This window comes from Aquipluma nitroreducens (assembly GCF_009689585.1).
In the GTDB taxonomy this organism is placed as follows: domain Bacteria; phylum Bacteroidota; class Bacteroidia; order Bacteroidales; family Prolixibacteraceae; genus Aquipluma; species Aquipluma nitroreducens.
The window spans coordinates 4136214-4151550 of sequence record NZ_AP018694.1 but is presented as its reverse complement, the minus strand read 5'-3'; the positions used below and the strand labels follow the sequence as shown (position 1 = coordinate 4151550).

Below are 15337 nucleotides of genomic sequence, written 5' to 3'. Positions count from 1 at the left end.
AGGTTACATATTCTGAAATTCAGGACCATTTCCACCATTCGGAAGCATCCAGGTAATTCCATCGCCAGGTGTTTTGATATCGCAGGTTCTGCAATGCATACAGTTTTCGGCATGTATCCGTAATTCCTGATGCCCGAGCTTATCGGTATGAAGTTCATACACTTCCGACGAACAGAAGAACTGTTCCGGAGCTCCGTACTGCTTGATATTAATGGTTTGAAATGATTCAGGATTATTAACCTTGACATGAACCAATTGCTGTTCATCGTGATGAACGCCTGAATAAAAGACGTTGGTGGCTTTATCGAAGGTCAGAACCTTGTCAAAATCCAGTTTTCCTTTAAACCTTTCTTTGAAGGGTACTCCTTTAAACTCGCTGAGGGTTTTGGTGGCCTCCCGATCGGGGTGCGATTTCAGCCTTCCGCAGAAGCCTGCTCCACCACTGATAAGTTGCGTACCAAAATGAAGCGAGCCAACGACCAGTCCTTTTGAGAAACCTTGCCTGAAATTACGAACCGGATACATATCCTTGTAAATCAAACTGTCTTTTATCGACAATTCATACCGACTCAGCACACTTTCCGAAAAATCGTTTTTACTCAATGCTTCTGCGGCAGTTTTGGCTGCCAGCATTCCTGATTCAATGCTCAAATGAATTCCCTTTAAGGAAGGCATAGCCACCAGCCCCGCGCCATCGCCTACAATGAGTGCATGATCAGTATATAATTTAGGAATCGAATAATAACCACCTTCAGTAAGAGTTTTAGCACCATATTCCACCAGCTTTCCGCCTTTCAGGAATTTGGAGACAAATGGTGTTGTTTTCCAGGCCTGAAAAGCATCGTGCGTATCGAAAGTCGGGTCTTCATATTCAAGCCCAACGACTAAGCCAACAGCTACTTTGTTGCCGTTCAGCCCGTATATAAAACCACCGCCAAATTCTTTCAGGTTAAGCGGATAGCCCATGGTGTGGAATATTTCGCCAGGCTTGATATTTCCTTCCGGAACACTCCACAATTCTTTACATGCCAACGAATAGATCTGGCAGTTCTTGCCTTTATCCAGTTCATACTTTTCGATCAGTCGCTTGGTCAACGGGCCTCTGGTACCTTCAGCAAAAATGGTCAGTTTGGCTTCGATACGCGTTCCGGGTTGAAAATTCTCCAATTTATTGCCATGGTGATCAATACCGGTATCGATGGTTTTAGCACCAATCACTTTACCGTCTTGATACAAAATCTCGTTCACCGAAAATCCGGTATAAATTTCCACTCCTTTTTCTTCGGCCTTCTGGGCCAAATAACGACAGATTTGCCCCAAAGACGCCGTGTAATTGCCACTGTTGCTCATGTATGGAACATGAAATGGCAATTTAAAGGAACCATTTTCGCTCAGTATTATGGTCGAATCGCTGGTTACTTTTGCATCAAAAGGAATTTCACTGAAATCAACATCAGGCAATAACCGTTTAAATACATCGGTTTTAATAACAGCACCCGACAAAATATGGCTACCGATTGAGCCTCCCTTTTCAATAAGTAATATACGGTGATTTAACCCCTTTTGCCTGATAATGTCGGCAAGATGAATGGATGCCGCCAACCCTGAAGGACCACCCCCAATAATTAGAATATCTGTTGAAACCACATTTTCATTGTTCATTGTGTTTAGTTTAAAAAAAAGTCTTCAAAAGTATCATTGTTTTAATACTATTCACCGAAATTTTAAACTATTTAAACTTCATCAGCAGATCTTTTACAGCATCTTTATGAACCGTAAATCCCATCATTTTTAGTTTGATGTAATCTTCATGGAAGAAATAATATCCAAAGTTAGGATTGTCCTGTCCGACATTCCGGGAGCCTGAACTTGAATCTTTTATCAGGTACCAGTCTTTACCCAATCCTTTGTAATTTTCGAGATAGCCGATCAATTGCATTCCATGGTCATCGGTTGTAGTTTCGTTCGAAAAGCGGAACTGACGGGCATCTTCGTTGATGTAAGCCGATGGAATATCGTAATCAGGAATCATGGCGCAATTGGTTTCGCGACTGAATCCAGATTCCGAAACATCGCCACCAATACTTAAAGTATATCCACTTTTTGCTGCTTTTTTCAAGGCTGCCATAAAATCGTCGAGCGGAACATTGTAATAATCTTTACTGTGCCACCAGTTGTCAGGAACTTTGTATTCGACCTGTTGCCAGTAAGGTTCTTGTTTGTACGAAAGAATTTCAACAAAATCATCCGGATTCAGCTTTAGGTAATCCTTCAGGTAAGTTTGTGGAGTATAAGTTTTCCCTTCAACCACAAACTGAGTTGGAGGAACTCCAATATAATGGTTCATGATTGATTTAATGGTTTCTATCGCATATTCCTCGTTCCACGCGTTCGATGTTTTCAATGAATTCAGGAAGGCGGTCATTTCTTCCACCATTTTAGCATGGCTGTGAAATTTGCGTCCATCAATTAAGCCGGTGTAGGCTTCATCCGGAACAGCTCCGTAAGTTTTCATGATGCGCGACAAAGCATTGCCTTCTGAACCTTCCGAGAATACAGAGTTTCCACGCTTTTGAACGAAGCGCCTGGCTTTCTCGATGTATTCGCAATAAGCCGAATAGATTTCAGAAATTTCCACTTTTTTACCAGTTTGGCGAAGCACTTCCGATTCGTAAAACGAAGTAGTTGAAAAACTCCAGCAGGTACCGGCATTTCCCTGCGACTGGGTTGGATTACTCCATACTGTAGTATAAAGCGATGGATTGTTCGGCAAATCCATTCCCGACTGATCCATTACAAAGCGCACAAAAGGCTCTTTCTCCGAAAGTTTTTCCTCAACCGCAGTCACATCCTTCAGGATTGATTCGTAGTAAAAACCTTTGCCTTTTTCATCGGTTATCACTTTGCCTTTGCTTACATTCTGAGCCTGACTACCAATGGCCATTGAAACGGCCAAGCCTGCCATCCAAATTGTTCTTTTCATGTGTCTATAATTTGATTTTTAATTGCCACATGGAACTCCCCAATAGTCATTCTCTGTGTGAGAATGGTTTTCTCATGGTCGTTTCATGTTACTAATTTTATTTTAGGGACCGAAATATAGATGAAACAATTGTTTCACATCCTGAAGAAAATCAGGTTTATCAGGCAGATTCGTATTCGGATTGAGGATAGAATTACAAAATTTCAAGAGTTGCGGGATATAGATCATTAGTCAATAGTCATTAGGAAAGTGGGGTGTCGCTTTTCTAATGACAAATGACTTTTTCCTAAAGACTTTTCCTCAACTGATGGAGCTCCAGTTAAACTCCGTATTTTTCATTTTCAGCAAGTGATAAACCAGAATCTGGTTTTCCTGTTTCTGAAGCTTGGGGTCTTCGTCGAGCAAGTCGGAAGCCTGATTGCGGGCATGTTGAAGAATTTCGCCATCGCGACCCAGATTGGCTATTTTCAAGGTGAAACCGATACCGCTTTGCTGGGTTCCTTCCAGATCGCCAGGTCCGCGCAACTGCATGTCAACCTCGGCAATTTCAAATCCGTCGTTGGTACGCACCATGGTTTCGAGTCGTTTGCGGCTTTCGTTGCTGATTTTGTACGACGACATCAACAAACAATACGATTGTTCGGCGCCGCGTCCTACCCTGCCCCGCAACTGATGCAACTGCGAAAGCCCAAATCGTTCCGAACTTTCGATGATCATCACCGAAGCATTGGGGACATCAACACCCACTTCAATAACGGTTGTAGCCACCATGATCTGCGTTTTGCCCTCTTTGAAAAGTTGCATTTCGGCATCTTTTTCGGCAGGTTTCATTTTGCCATGAACCATACTGATGGAATACCGCGGAAATACCTGTTTCAGCAAATCGTATCCATTCTCCACATTTTTCAAATCGAGTTTCTCCGATTCTTTGATGAGCGGATAAACGATGTAAATCTGCCGCCCAACGGTTACTTGCTCACGGATAAAATCGTAGACTTGCTTCCGGCGATTCTCATAATAATGCAAGGTTTGTATAGGTTTCCGGCCAGGTGGAAGCTCGTCAATTACCGAAACATCCAGATCGCCATAAACCGTCATAGCCAACGTTCGCGGAATCGGAGTAGCCGTCATCACCAATACATGTGGCGGAGTAAATTCGTTCTTTTTCCAGAGTTTGGCGCGCTGGGCAACTCCAAAACGATGCTGCTCGTCAACAATGACTAATCCCAATTTCTGAAAATTTACCTTGTCTTCAATCAGGGCATGAGTACCAATTAGCAGTTGCAAACTGCCATCTTCCAATTGTTCGTGGATAATGGTTCGCTTAGCTTTCTTTGTCGAACCGGTTAACAGTGCAATATTGATTCCGAGCCCATCGGTCATCTTTTTGATTGAATTGTAGTGCTGATTGGCCAGAATCTCAGTCGGAGCCATCAAACTAACCTGAAAACCATTGTCGAAAGCAATCAAAGCTGTCATTAATGCAACAAGCGTTTTTCCGCTACCCACATCGCCCTGAAGCAAACGGTTCATCTGCTTGCCCGAGCCCATGTCTTTGCGGATTTCCTTGACCACTTTCTTTTGCGCATTGGTGAGCTCAAACGGAAGGTGATTGCTGAAAAATGTATTGAGATTATATCCGACCTTCGAAAAAACAAATCCTTTAAAAGAGCCTTCCCTGTTGTGCTTCAGGCTAAGTATGCGTAGCTGGATGTAAAACAATTCTTCAAATTTCAGACGAAAAAGGGCATTTTTCAGAAGATTTGGATTTTCAGGAAAATGAACCTGTCGCAACGCAACCGGCAAAGGCATTAACTTCAATTTGGAAATTAAAGATGGCGGAAGTGTTTCAAATATTTTGCCCTCTATCAGTGCCGAAAGATTGAATTGAAATTTATTCAGAGCTTTGCTCGTCATAAATTTCTGCTTCATCTTTTCCGAAGTATTGTAATACGCCTGAAAAACTCCTACCGAGACTTGCTTGTTTTCAGCCGGTTCCAGCTCAGGATGAACGATATTAACTTTACCGTTGAAAATGGATGGTTTCCCAAAAACGATGTACTCAACTCCGGCCTTGACATTTTCCTTTACCCATTTTACGCCCTGAAACCACAGCAGTTCCATCACACCCGACTCGTCACGAAAATGGGCGATCAATCGCTGACGAGCACCTTCACCCGTTGTTTCAAACCTGACAATGCTCCCTTTTAACTGAATGTAGGGCATGTTACCGGTGATTTCCGAAATGCGGTAAAACTTAGTCCGGTCGATGTATTTGTAAGGAAAATAATACAGAAGATCGTTGAAGGTGAAAATCTTCAATTCCTTTTTGAGCATTTCGGCACGCTGTGGACCGACGCCAGGTAAAAATTTAATATCCTGATCCAGAAATTCTGACATAAGGCAAAGATAAAAATTATCTCCTTTTTGTGGTCTGATGATTTTTCTGGTTGGCTAAATGATGGCCTTCCGTGCAACAATTCGAGGTTTTTGCGGTTTTATTTTTTATTTCGTGTATTTTGTCTGAAATTAGGTTTGATATTTGTAATAAACAAAAGCTAAATCAAACTAATCAAGTCAAACCAATCAATTCAAAAGATGGAAAGTGTTATCAAGCTTGAAAAAATTGTAAAAAACTACAAGGTAGGTACTCAGATTGTGAGAGCATTACGCTCTGTATCGCTTAACATCAACCGGGGAGAGTACGTTGCCATCATGGGTGCTTCAGGCTCCGGGAAATCGACTATGATGAACGTAATCGGGTGTCTTGACACTCCCACCAGCGGATTCTACGAACTGAACAAGCAAGATGTAAGCCATTTATCGGACGATGAACTGGCCGAAATCCGGAACAAAGAAATTGGTTTTGTTTTCCAGACATTTAATCTACTGCCCAGAAATACCGCTCTCGAAAATGTGATGTTGCCTCTGGTTTACGCCGGTGTGAAAAAACAACAGCGCATCGAAAAAGCCGAAAAGATTTTGACAGAAGTTGGTCTGGCTGATCGTATTGAGCACAAGCCGAATGAGCTTTCTGGTGGTCAACGCCAGCGTGTTGCGGTTGCACGTGCATTGATAAATAATCCGAGTATTTTACTTGCCGATGAGCCAACCGGAAACCTCGATTCGAAAATTTCAGAAGAAATCATGCAGCTTTTTGCCGAGATTCACCGCAAAGGAAATACCCTGGTTGTTGTAACGCACGAAGAAAGCATTGCCATGCATGCGCACCGCATCATCAGGTTGAAAGACGGCGAAATTGAAGCCGATTACGTTAACCCAAATCCGGTTTATTAAAAACAAATCATGTAGAGACGCGATGCCTCGCGTCTCTACCAACATTAAAATCAGAATGAAAATTTACACACGCACCGGCGACGATGGAACAACTGGGTTGATTGGAGGTTCGCGGGTCAAAAAACACAACATCAGGCTCGAAGCCTATGGAACAATCGACGAGTTGAACTCCTATATTGGACTGATTCGTTCGATGCAATCTGACACTCATACCGACCAGGTGCTTGAAATTATCCAGAACAAATTATTTGTAATTGGAGCCAATCTGGCCACCGAAGAATCTATTGACCTGATAAAAAAACAACTACCATGCAAAAAAGCTGATATTGAGTTACTCGAAGCTGAAATGGACGAAATGAATGCCAGCTTACCCGAACTCCGTAACTTTATTTTGCCGGGAGGTTGTCAGGCTTCATCGTTTTGCCATGTTGCACGCACTGTTTGCCGCCGAGCAGAACGCCACATTGTTGAATTAGCTGAAAATAAAGATGTGGACGCAAACCTGATCAAGTTTGTTAATCGCCTGTCTGACTATATTTTCGTACTCTCCAGAAAGGTAAATCTAGACCAAAAAGCAGCGGAAATACTATGGCTTCCAGAGGCAAACGATTAATAAAATTAATGTTTGCAGAATGCGTTTTTTTGTTATATTCGCAAAAGTTAAAAAAACCGATTTAAAAACTACTAAATATTTAATAATATGTACTGGACTCTTGAATTAGCCTCTAAACTAGAGGATGCCCCATGGCCAGCAAGCAAGGATGAGTTGATTGATTTTGCCATCCGCAGTGGCGCTCCACTTGAAGTTATTGAAAACCTTCAGGAAATTGAAGATGAAGGAGAAATTTACGAAAGTATTGAAGACATCTGGCCGGATTACCCAAGCAAAGATGATTTCTTTTTTAACGAAGACGAATATTAATTCTCGTTATCATACAGTAACGCAAGGTCGAAAGCCTTGCGTTTTTGTTTTCTGGCCGATTTAGATTCCCCTTTTATATTGTGAATTCGTAGTATGCTGAATCATTTGCAGTAGTTCAGCTTTTGAATTGAGATCGCCGTCCAGCATATTTTCGAACTGCTTTATGATTCCTGATTTATTCACATCAGTTTTATTACCGTTTTTCATCTCGCGCAAATCAACCAAAAACCCAGAAAAGAGATCAGAGAAATCGTTAACAATTTCGGTATTCAGAAAATTGGTTTCACTGATGATGCGATGATAATTCCCTTTCGATTTTTCCAGATAAATCGTATCATTTTTCAGATTGATGATTGTAGCTGATTTCTCGCATTGCGAAATACAAGTAGCGTCAATTTGATCCTTTCCACATCCGGTAACCTGATGAAACAAGCATTGCCGGCTTGTCATCAGCACAATCGGATGATAAATGCTGTAGTAAAGTTCAAAATTATCAGGCTTATTTAACTGCCGCATCTGAGTCTGACTAATTTCATTTGAAATGAACGCACCAGAGCAGTTGAAATTTTCTTTTAAACTCAACAAGCTAAAAGAGTTAGTCACATTCAGGTACGGCCCTGCAATCCAGTTGCTTCCTCTTTGAAAAGCTTCGTAGGCGATTCCGGTATTGTTGGTAACAATCAGCTTAGGTTGAACCTGTTCCAGAAATTCGACCGCAGCAATATAATCATCGCCAATGATAACCGACGGGAACCACGGAATCAGGTTTTCATTCTTCCTGAAAAGATCGGTAAACTCAGCACATTCATTTTTAAAACTATCCGGAAGCTGAAAACAGAGTCCGCCGGTGGTTTCCTTACAGAGATGCAAATCATTTGGTGAAGAAATCAGCACCAAAAGCGAAGATTTTAGTTTCTCCCGATTTTGTTTCCTGAAGGTTGGAACATGAATCGGATCCAAAGTTTCTCTTGAGTCGTTCAGGATAAACAATAATCGTTTTTTAATCGCGGTAAGTTCTTTAAACGGGATATAAACATCAGGCTTAAGATTGTCCAGACATAGCGTCTCGATGAAATATTCCGTATCGTTGATGGCTTTCAGACGTTTAAAGATCATCGCATAATCTAAAACTTCGGTACCAGTATTTGCCAGATTAACCTCCGAAAGCACCAAAAACGAAGTACCTGGAGTTTTTACCGCTACTTCCAGAGGCGAACCACTTTCTCCGGAAATATTGATTACCAAAGGAATTTTTGCAATGCTGAGTTGCTTGATTTTATTTTCAACCGAGGTTTTAATCCCTTCCTTTTCTTTGTACAATCCGGTTTGGTTTTCCTCCAATTTATGATCTGAAGTGTAATCATTCACTTCCGAAAGGCGCTGAATGGAATGGTCTCGGGGATTGTCAATAAACATATCCTTATTGATAGTTCCCGTCAGGAAACCATTGGAAAAATCGCGGTTAAAAACCTTGTACAGAGCGCTGTTATCGGTTAACAATTCTTCGTGTATGGATAAACATTGAAGTTGTTTTCGCCAGTTACTGACAACCGTATAAACGTAATCGTACTTTTTTATTCGACCCTCGATTTTCAGGGAATCGACTCCGGCGCCATCAAGTTCATGCAAATCAAACCAAGCTGAATTATCTTTCAGATTGAGCGGATAATCTTCACCCGCCGGAGTCGTGACATACCGGTCGCGGCAAGGCTGACTGCACCGACCACGGTTTCCGGAGTTTCCTCCTTGCACCGAACTGAGGTAACAAATACCTGAAAATGAAACACAGTACGAACCATGCACAAATACTTCGGTTAACATTTGGTTTTGATGGGCAACTTCAGTTAAGGCTTTTACCTCTTTTAAATTCAGCTCTCTGGAAAGGTTGACACGAGTGGCATTCAGTTTACTCAAAAATCGGATTTGACCTTCATTGTGCGTAGTTAACTGAGTGGATGCATGAATTTTTAAACCTTTAAAGAAGCGGGATAAAAGATAAAAAAGTCCAAAATCCTGAACAATGACCCCGTCGATACTGGTATTCACTAACTTATTCAACAATCCAATCAAAGCAGGGATTTCATTGTCGACAAAAATGATATTCAGGGTAAGAAAAACCTGACAATTGTGCTGATGTGCCAATCGTAAAATTCCCTGTAAATCATCGAAGTTGATATTTGCCGCACGATTTCGGGCATTAAACTTATCAAGCCCACAGTAAACAGCGTCAGCTCCTGCCAGTATTGCGGCTTTTATCGAATCAACATCCCCTCCCGGCGCCAGTAACTCCATTTTTCGTTTCACGGGGCCAAAGATAAATGATTTGGTGGTTAATCACTTCTTCAGATATCCAATAGGGTTTCGCGATTTTGCTGTTCCTTTCTGGTCGGCCATCTCGGTTAGCGCCTGATAAATGTCGCTGAATTGCATGTTCGTTTCAATCATGAAATTTTCAAGTTTTTGGTTGAGTTCGGCATAACCAAGTGCATACTGCCGCAACGCGATAAAAGCCCGTACAATTGAAATATTTATTTCGATGGCTTTCGGACTGTTCAAGATACTAGCAAGCATAGCCACACCTTGCTCAGTAAATGCAAATGGCAAATATCTGGCACCTCCCCAACTTGAGGTCGCAAATTGCGTCCTCAAGATTTGCCATTCTTCCGAAATTAATTCGAACATAAAATCAGGAGGAAAACGATTGATATTGCGTCTGACAGCTTCTTTTAAACGTTTTGTTTCGGTCTCATACATTTCAGCCAAATCGAAATCGAGCATGACACGCATACCTCTAACCTCGAATATTTTGTTTTGAATGATTTGCAGTTCCATACCGAGTAAGGATCATAAGACTTTCAAGTCTATAAGTTACAAAGAATTATTACACAAACCAAAAGCGGCTGAACTCCAGATTTTCATCCTTTATTCAGCCGCTTTTATAGGTCTCGAACTGCCAATTGTGACTGTTCTCTGAAGACTATTTTGGTCCGATAATTTCAATAAAAGTTCCGTCTGGATCACGCACCAAAACAAAATCGCGGGCTTCGTCGAGCTTGGTAGGTGTGATTCCGAGCGTTTTCACATTATACTTTTTGATACGTTCCAAGATTGGCTTCATCGATTTCACATAGAGGGTTATGTATTGCATACCAGTGTCGTCAGGCACAAAATTTTGTTTCGGATGAGTGGCTTTTTTACCAAACGACATTAGCTTCCATTCTGCTGCCTGTTCGCTGTTTTCGAGTTTCAGTATGGTCACATCAAACCGGTCGCCATTGCTTAATCCAAGTTCTTTGGCCCTGGCAGATTCAACGCTGAACGTGCTGGTTTTTACCATGCCAATTACATTCTGGTAAAAGTCGAGCGATTTATTCAGGTCTTCAACTACTAATCCAACAGAAATGCCCGATTTGGCAAAATCTCCGGGAGGCTGAACAGAAAATGCAGGCAATACAATTGGCAACATTGCCAATAATAGAAAGGCTTTCAAAAGATTTTTCATGATTTTTGGTTTTTGGTGGTTTCGGAATTTTTAACCTGTTATTTTTTTCGGAAGTCCTTTTACCAAAACAGGCTTCTCATTTTGTTTCTTCGGCATAAACATATCTTTATAGGTCAATCCCAGTTTCTCTTTCATCTCAAATGAATAATCGAGTGTACCTAAATCAGCACCGGTATTGTTGGTTCCAAAAGTGAATTTCACTCCGGCCTCTTTGGCTTTCCTGAGAATCTTTTCAGTCGGGAGTTTATACCTCGAATTGATTTCCAACGCCACTCCATTTTTGGCCAACACGTTTACAAAACGGTCGATTCGGGCATCAGTCCAAAGTTCGTCGTATTTGGCTGCAATTACGGCAGGAAGAAAAGTCGGGTTAACATGAATATCAACAGGTTCTTGCGAAATTACACTCTCAATTTTGCCAACCAGTTCGTCCATAAACTGCTGTTCATCATCAACAAATGCTTCCTCCGGAATCCAAAGTCGCATCCGGCGGCCTTTGTGGTCTGTCCAGGTCATTCCATCGGTAAAAATATAGTCGAATTTGGCAACGGCCGCAGGCGAAAACAGGGTCACCCACTCGCGGCCTTCGGCTTGCATTCCCCTAAATATTGGCTTGGTTTGAACAGTGTCCATATAAGCTTTCAACGATGCGTCATCTGTCACCGGAAATTTCAATCCACAATTTGGTGCAATACCATAATTAATACCCAATTTCAACGAGTTTTCACAGGCCTGCGCAATAGTTAGCCCGCCTTTTAAGTGAACATGGAAATCGATTACCGGGAAATTTTCGAACATCATTTTAGTGATTTTATCATCCCATTCTTTCGAAACCAGCATGGCGAATTTTTCAGCCTTAGGCAGTGGTTTCACCTGAATACTTTTGAAATACACTTTGCTGTCTTTGTCGTGACATTGTAACGCAATGCGCCCGGCACTGAACACTTTCAGTTTATCGTTCTTGGGACGGTATGGATCGTCGGGCTGAATATAATCGACCACTTTTGTACCATTTACAAATACTTCGCAACGATTTTCAACCACCTTGAACGACAGCTCAAACCACTCGTTATCCTTTACTGTTGGATAATACACATTCCGGATACCATATAAGCTTCCGGTCTTCTTCAACTCATGAAAATCGCCCGGACGCTCATAAGTGTTGTTAATCTGAACTTCGTAGCCGCGTAAAAGCGGACCGTGAGGTTGCTCCTGAGTGTGGAACATTATTCCGGAATTGCTGCTGGGTTCTGTTTTCACCATCGCCTTCAATTCGAAGTTGCGAAAAACACCTTTATGAAAATCGCCGGTATAAAACAAATGACTGATTGGGCCGTCTGCAACTAGGACGCCATTTTCCACTCTAAAAGATTCAGGATTTTCGTTAGCAGTCCAGCCGATAAGATCTTTTCCATTAAAGAGTTCAGTCCATTCCGGCTCTTTAGTTTTACATGAAGAAAATATCAGTACACTAAAAACGAGAAGAAGAAATGATTTGAATTTCAGCATGATTAGTTTGGTTTAGTTTTAGAATACTAACAAAGATAAAAATCTTAACGTTAAACTTGAATTGCATAGTAAGAGATATTTTGTGTATTCCTATTTAATTCTACTTTAACACATTCTAAAAATCTGTCTGTTTTCACCCTGACTTCCTTTAGGGTTGGGGTAAAACAGGAGAAAAATCAAACACCAATGTTAATCTGTTAAAGTAGAATTAATACATTTACAGCTAAGTACATGACAAAAATTTAAAAATATCGATATCATCTTGAAAGAAAGCGTTTAAAAGAACAGTTGCAATATATGTTAGACCATATTTGAATAGACTTTTAGTTTTGTTTCCATGTTTCTTGATCGGGATTGGTTTGATGTATCTGTGCAAATAATCACCGACAAGGTATGCCCATGTAAAAGCTACTATCACCAATGCAAACAGTTTTTCAATTCTTCCAATTTCAGTCAAGTGTGTATCTTCAATATTAAAGCCACTTGTTTTTAAAGCTCTAAAAGCAGTTTCAATCTGCCATCGTTCTTTGTAAATACAAAGTGCATCTTCTGGCTTGTTGAATGAGATAACAATCTGCAATTCAGGCTTTCCATCTTTGTTCTTTACTTTAGAGGCTGACAGATAACACAGTTGATCGTTCAGATAAATAATACGGTGGTTCACTCGGCAACCATTTAGCGGCAAATCGGCAAACAGCCAACTGGCTTTAACTCGTTTGCCATTGTGAGGTTGCAAAACCCAAAAGTTTTCGCGGATGCGGATATAGTAACGAATCCGGTTCTCATTCAGATACTTGATCCATCGTTCTCCAACAAACTCCCGATCTGCGGTCAAACAATCCAACGAAGCAGATCCAAAAAGACGGATAAACCGTTCAATCAATTCAATGCGTTCATTGGTGTTTGAATTACCAAACTTGGGCAACAACTTAAACAACAGCGGAAAAGCAACTCCATGATAAACAACTGCAATTACCAATACATTGATATTCTGCTGTCCAAACTTCCAATTTGTCCTATCCATTGCCAGACGGAAAGGTGGTTCATGAGGTAATAGTCTGAATATTAATTTGGCGATCAAATCTGTATCAAGTAGATATTCAGACATAAACCGCTGTATTCTCCTCAGAGAGGAACTGGTACTGGCATTACTGTCAAAAGCTGTAGCCAACTTCTCAAAACCAACTGTTTGCACCTTACATAGTGCACTGATCATGAAAACAAAGAACTTTACTCGTGCCAGATTCCAACCTGATTGCTTATGGAAAATGGAAACTAATTCACTACTTTTAGCATCTACCCTGGGTGTCATATTTCTTACTAAGTGATGTGGTAATCCCTTGTAAGATAATGATATTCAGGGTTTTATGCAAATATTTTAATGCTTATTTTGTTGATAATCAATTGTTTATGTTTTTGTCATGTACTAAGCATTTACAGATATAAACATTCTGTTGGGTTAAGCAATTATCATACAAAAACAAACACGATGAAAGTATTGGGAATTTGCCTTATTCTTCTTGTTACATTCAATTCGAATAAACTCTTGGCACAACCATCTATAGTTCAGTCACAAACTGCCCGTCAAATCATTGGCCAGATGCAAACCCACTTGACTTGTCCATGGAATAATGAAACTGTGGATACATTTAAAACCGGCAATCCTGACGATACAGTCACCGGAATCGCCGTTTGTATGTTTGCCGATATGAAAACACTTCGTAAAGCAGTTGCCAGTAAATGTAACCTAATTATCGTACACGAGCCAACATTCTACAATCACCTCGACAAAACCGATGTTTTGAAAATTGATCCGGTTTATGACAAGAAAATAGCATATATCAACGAACACAAACTGATCATTTTCAGGTTTCACGATCACTGGCACCGCACGGTTCCTGACGGTATTTACATGGGCATGGTTAATAAACTAGGTTGGAAGGCTAATCAGATTGATAGTTCCATGACGTACTTCAAGTTTAATGATCAGACTGTTGAAGAATTTGCTCAAAAGCTTCAGGAAAAGTTGAAAGGAAGCCAACTGCGCATTATTGGCGATCCGCAAATGCACTTCACCAATGTTGCACTGGCAGTTGGCGCCCCGGGATCGTCGTCGCACATTAATTTATTGACCAACGATTTTACAGAGCTACTTGTTGCCGGCGAAGCTTCGGAATGGGAAACCTACGAATACGTCCTTGATGCCTCGATGATGGGAATGAAAAAAGCGGTGATTTTCACCGGACATATTGCTTCGGAAGAAGCCGGAATGGAATACTGCGCCACCTGGATGAAAACCTTTATTCCTGAAATTCCGATCACTTATTTCGAAAATGGATCGTCGTACTGGTCTGTTCAAAAGCCAATCGTAAAATGATTGAAGCTATCATCTTTGATATGGATGGAACGCTGGTCGATACCGAGCCGTTCAATACTGAAATTGAGAGACGTCAGTTTGCGTTGAACAAGATTGTGATTTCGGAAGAAGACCATCAGAAATTCCTTGGAGTTGCTTCGGATGCCATGTGGAAAGAAATTGCAGAACAATATAACCTACAAATACTCGTAGAAGAATTGATCGAGCAAAATCACATTGAAAGCATCAGGTATTTTACCGGAATCGAGGAAATTCTAGTCATGCCAGGATTGGTTGAACTTCTGGAAAAACTTCAGGCGAAAAAATATCCAATGGCAGTTGCCTCATCTTCCACTCCTGAAATTATTGATCTGATCTTGAATAAAACCGATCTCAAGAAGTACTTTCAGGTAATTGCAAGCGCTGAACAAGCCGGGAAAAGCAAGCCGGAGCCGGATGTTTTTCTATTGACTGCTGAAAGATTGGGAATAAAACCGGCCAATTGTCTGGTAGTTGAGGATTCATCAAACGGAATAAAAGCAGCTCAAGCTGCCGGAATGACTTGTGTGGCCTACCATAGTCCCGACGCTGATCCTCAAAAGCAGAAAGAAGCCGATGCTGTCATTCAGAATTATTCTCAACTGGGAATAATGCATTTTTAAGAATTTCAGGTTCCAAATTTTCACATGTCCGTCGGCTAAAGCCTGACGGCAAAGGATACCGTACCAATTGCGAACTTGAAACTTGGAACCTGAAACTTGAAACTCT

At 41.1% G+C, this 15337-nt stretch carries 13 protein-coding genes; 5 read left to right on the top strand and 8 right to left on the bottom strand.

The features are described from left to right. Positions 1 to 3 precede the first annotated feature (3 nt). The 3 genes from AQPE_RS17410 to recG all read right to left on the bottom strand — a co-directional run bounded on the left by AQPE_RS17410 (position 4) and on the right by recG (position 5383). Entirely contained in the window at positions 4 to 1662 is a 1659-nt protein-coding gene (locus AQPE_RS17410) for an electron transfer flavoprotein-ubiquinone oxidoreductase (protein WP_318347768.1), read from the bottom strand. Positions 1663 to 1729: 67 nt separating this feature from the next. Beyond that, on the bottom strand, positions 1730 to 2983 hold the full coding sequence (locus AQPE_RS17405; RefSeq protein ID WP_318347767.1) for a C1 family peptidase: 1254 nt from the start codon (positions 2981 to 2983) through the stop codon (positions 1730 to 1732). Positions 2984 to 3283: 300 nt separating this feature from the next. Beyond that, positions 3284 to 5383: an ATP-dependent DNA helicase RecG gene (recG, locus tag AQPE_RS17400; protein WP_318347766.1), complete on the bottom strand. Its 2100-nt coding sequence runs from the start codon at positions 5381 to 5383 to the stop codon at positions 3284 to 3286. 198 nt (positions 5384 to 5581) lie between these two features. Here recG and AQPE_RS17395 point away from each other — a divergent pair, with 198 nt between their 5' ends. From AQPE_RS17395 to AQPE_RS17385, 3 genes are all read left to right on the top strand, one after another. Continuing rightward, complete coding sequence (locus AQPE_RS17395) at positions 5582 to 6280, top strand: ABC transporter ATP-binding protein (RefSeq protein WP_318347765.1); 699 nt, start codon at positions 5582 to 5584, stop codon at positions 6278 to 6280. 55 nt (positions 6281 to 6335) lie between these two features. Beyond that, positions 6336 to 6893 (top strand): cob(I)yrinic acid a,c-diamide adenosyltransferase, encoded by a 558-nt coding sequence (locus AQPE_RS17390; protein WP_318347764.1) that lies wholly within the window; start codon positions 6336 to 6338, stop codon positions 6891 to 6893. Positions 6894 to 6980: 87 nt separating this feature from the next. Then, positions 6981 to 7202 carry a DUF2795 domain-containing protein gene (locus tag AQPE_RS17385; protein WP_111446584.1) on the top strand — a complete coding sequence of 74 codons (222 nt, stop codon included), beginning with the start codon at positions 6981 to 6983 and terminating at the stop codon, positions 7200 to 7202. Between the two features lie 60 nt (positions 7203 to 7262). Here the strand turns inward: AQPE_RS17385 and AQPE_RS17380 are convergent, their stop codons facing one another. The 5 genes from AQPE_RS17380 to AQPE_RS17360 form a co-directional block, all read right to left on the bottom strand. Beyond that, positions 7263 to 9506 (bottom strand): peptidase U32 family protein, encoded by a 2244-nt coding sequence (locus tag AQPE_RS17380; protein WP_318347763.1) that lies wholly within the window; start codon positions 9504 to 9506, stop codon positions 7263 to 7265. Positions 9507 to 9536: 30 nt separating this feature from the next. Further along, on the bottom strand, positions 9537 to 10034 hold the full coding sequence (locus AQPE_RS17375; protein ID WP_318347762.1) for an ORF6N domain-containing protein: 498 nt from the start codon (positions 10032 to 10034) through the stop codon (positions 9537 to 9539). Positions 10035 to 10179: 145 nt separating this feature from the next. Beyond that, the gene (locus tag AQPE_RS17370) at positions 10180 to 10704 is read right to left on the bottom strand and encodes a VOC family protein (RefSeq protein ID WP_318347761.1); all 525 of its coding nucleotides are present in this window, start codon (positions 10702 to 10704) and stop codon (positions 10180 to 10182) included. 30 nt (positions 10705 to 10734) lie between these two features. Next, a complete protein-coding gene (locus AQPE_RS17365) occupies positions 10735 to 12213 on the bottom strand; it encodes a DUF1080 domain-containing protein (protein WP_318347760.1) in 1479 nt (492 codons plus the stop codon). A gap of 223 nt (positions 12214 to 12436) precedes the next feature. Beyond that, the gene (locus AQPE_RS17360; protein ID WP_318347135.1) at positions 12437 to 13525 is read right to left on the bottom strand and encodes an IS4 family transposase; all 1089 of its coding nucleotides are present in this window, start codon (positions 13523 to 13525) and stop codon (positions 12437 to 12439) included. Positions 13526 to 13702: 177 nt separating this feature from the next. Here AQPE_RS17360 and AQPE_RS17355 point away from each other — a divergent pair, with 177 nt between their 5' ends. Together AQPE_RS17355 and AQPE_RS17350 are read left to right on the top strand one after the other, a co-directional pair. Beyond that, complete coding sequence (locus tag AQPE_RS17355; RefSeq protein WP_318347759.1) at positions 13703 to 14590, top strand: Nif3-like dinuclear metal center hexameric protein; 888 nt, start codon at positions 13703 to 13705, stop codon at positions 14588 to 14590. Then, positions 14587 to 15231, top strand: a complete 645-nt coding sequence (locus AQPE_RS17350; RefSeq protein ID WP_318347758.1) for an HAD family hydrolase — start codon at positions 14587 to 14589, stop codon at positions 15229 to 15231. Before AQPE_RS17355 ends, AQPE_RS17350 begins: the two co-directional genes overlap by 4 nt. Positions 15232 to 15337 lie beyond the last annotated feature (106 nt).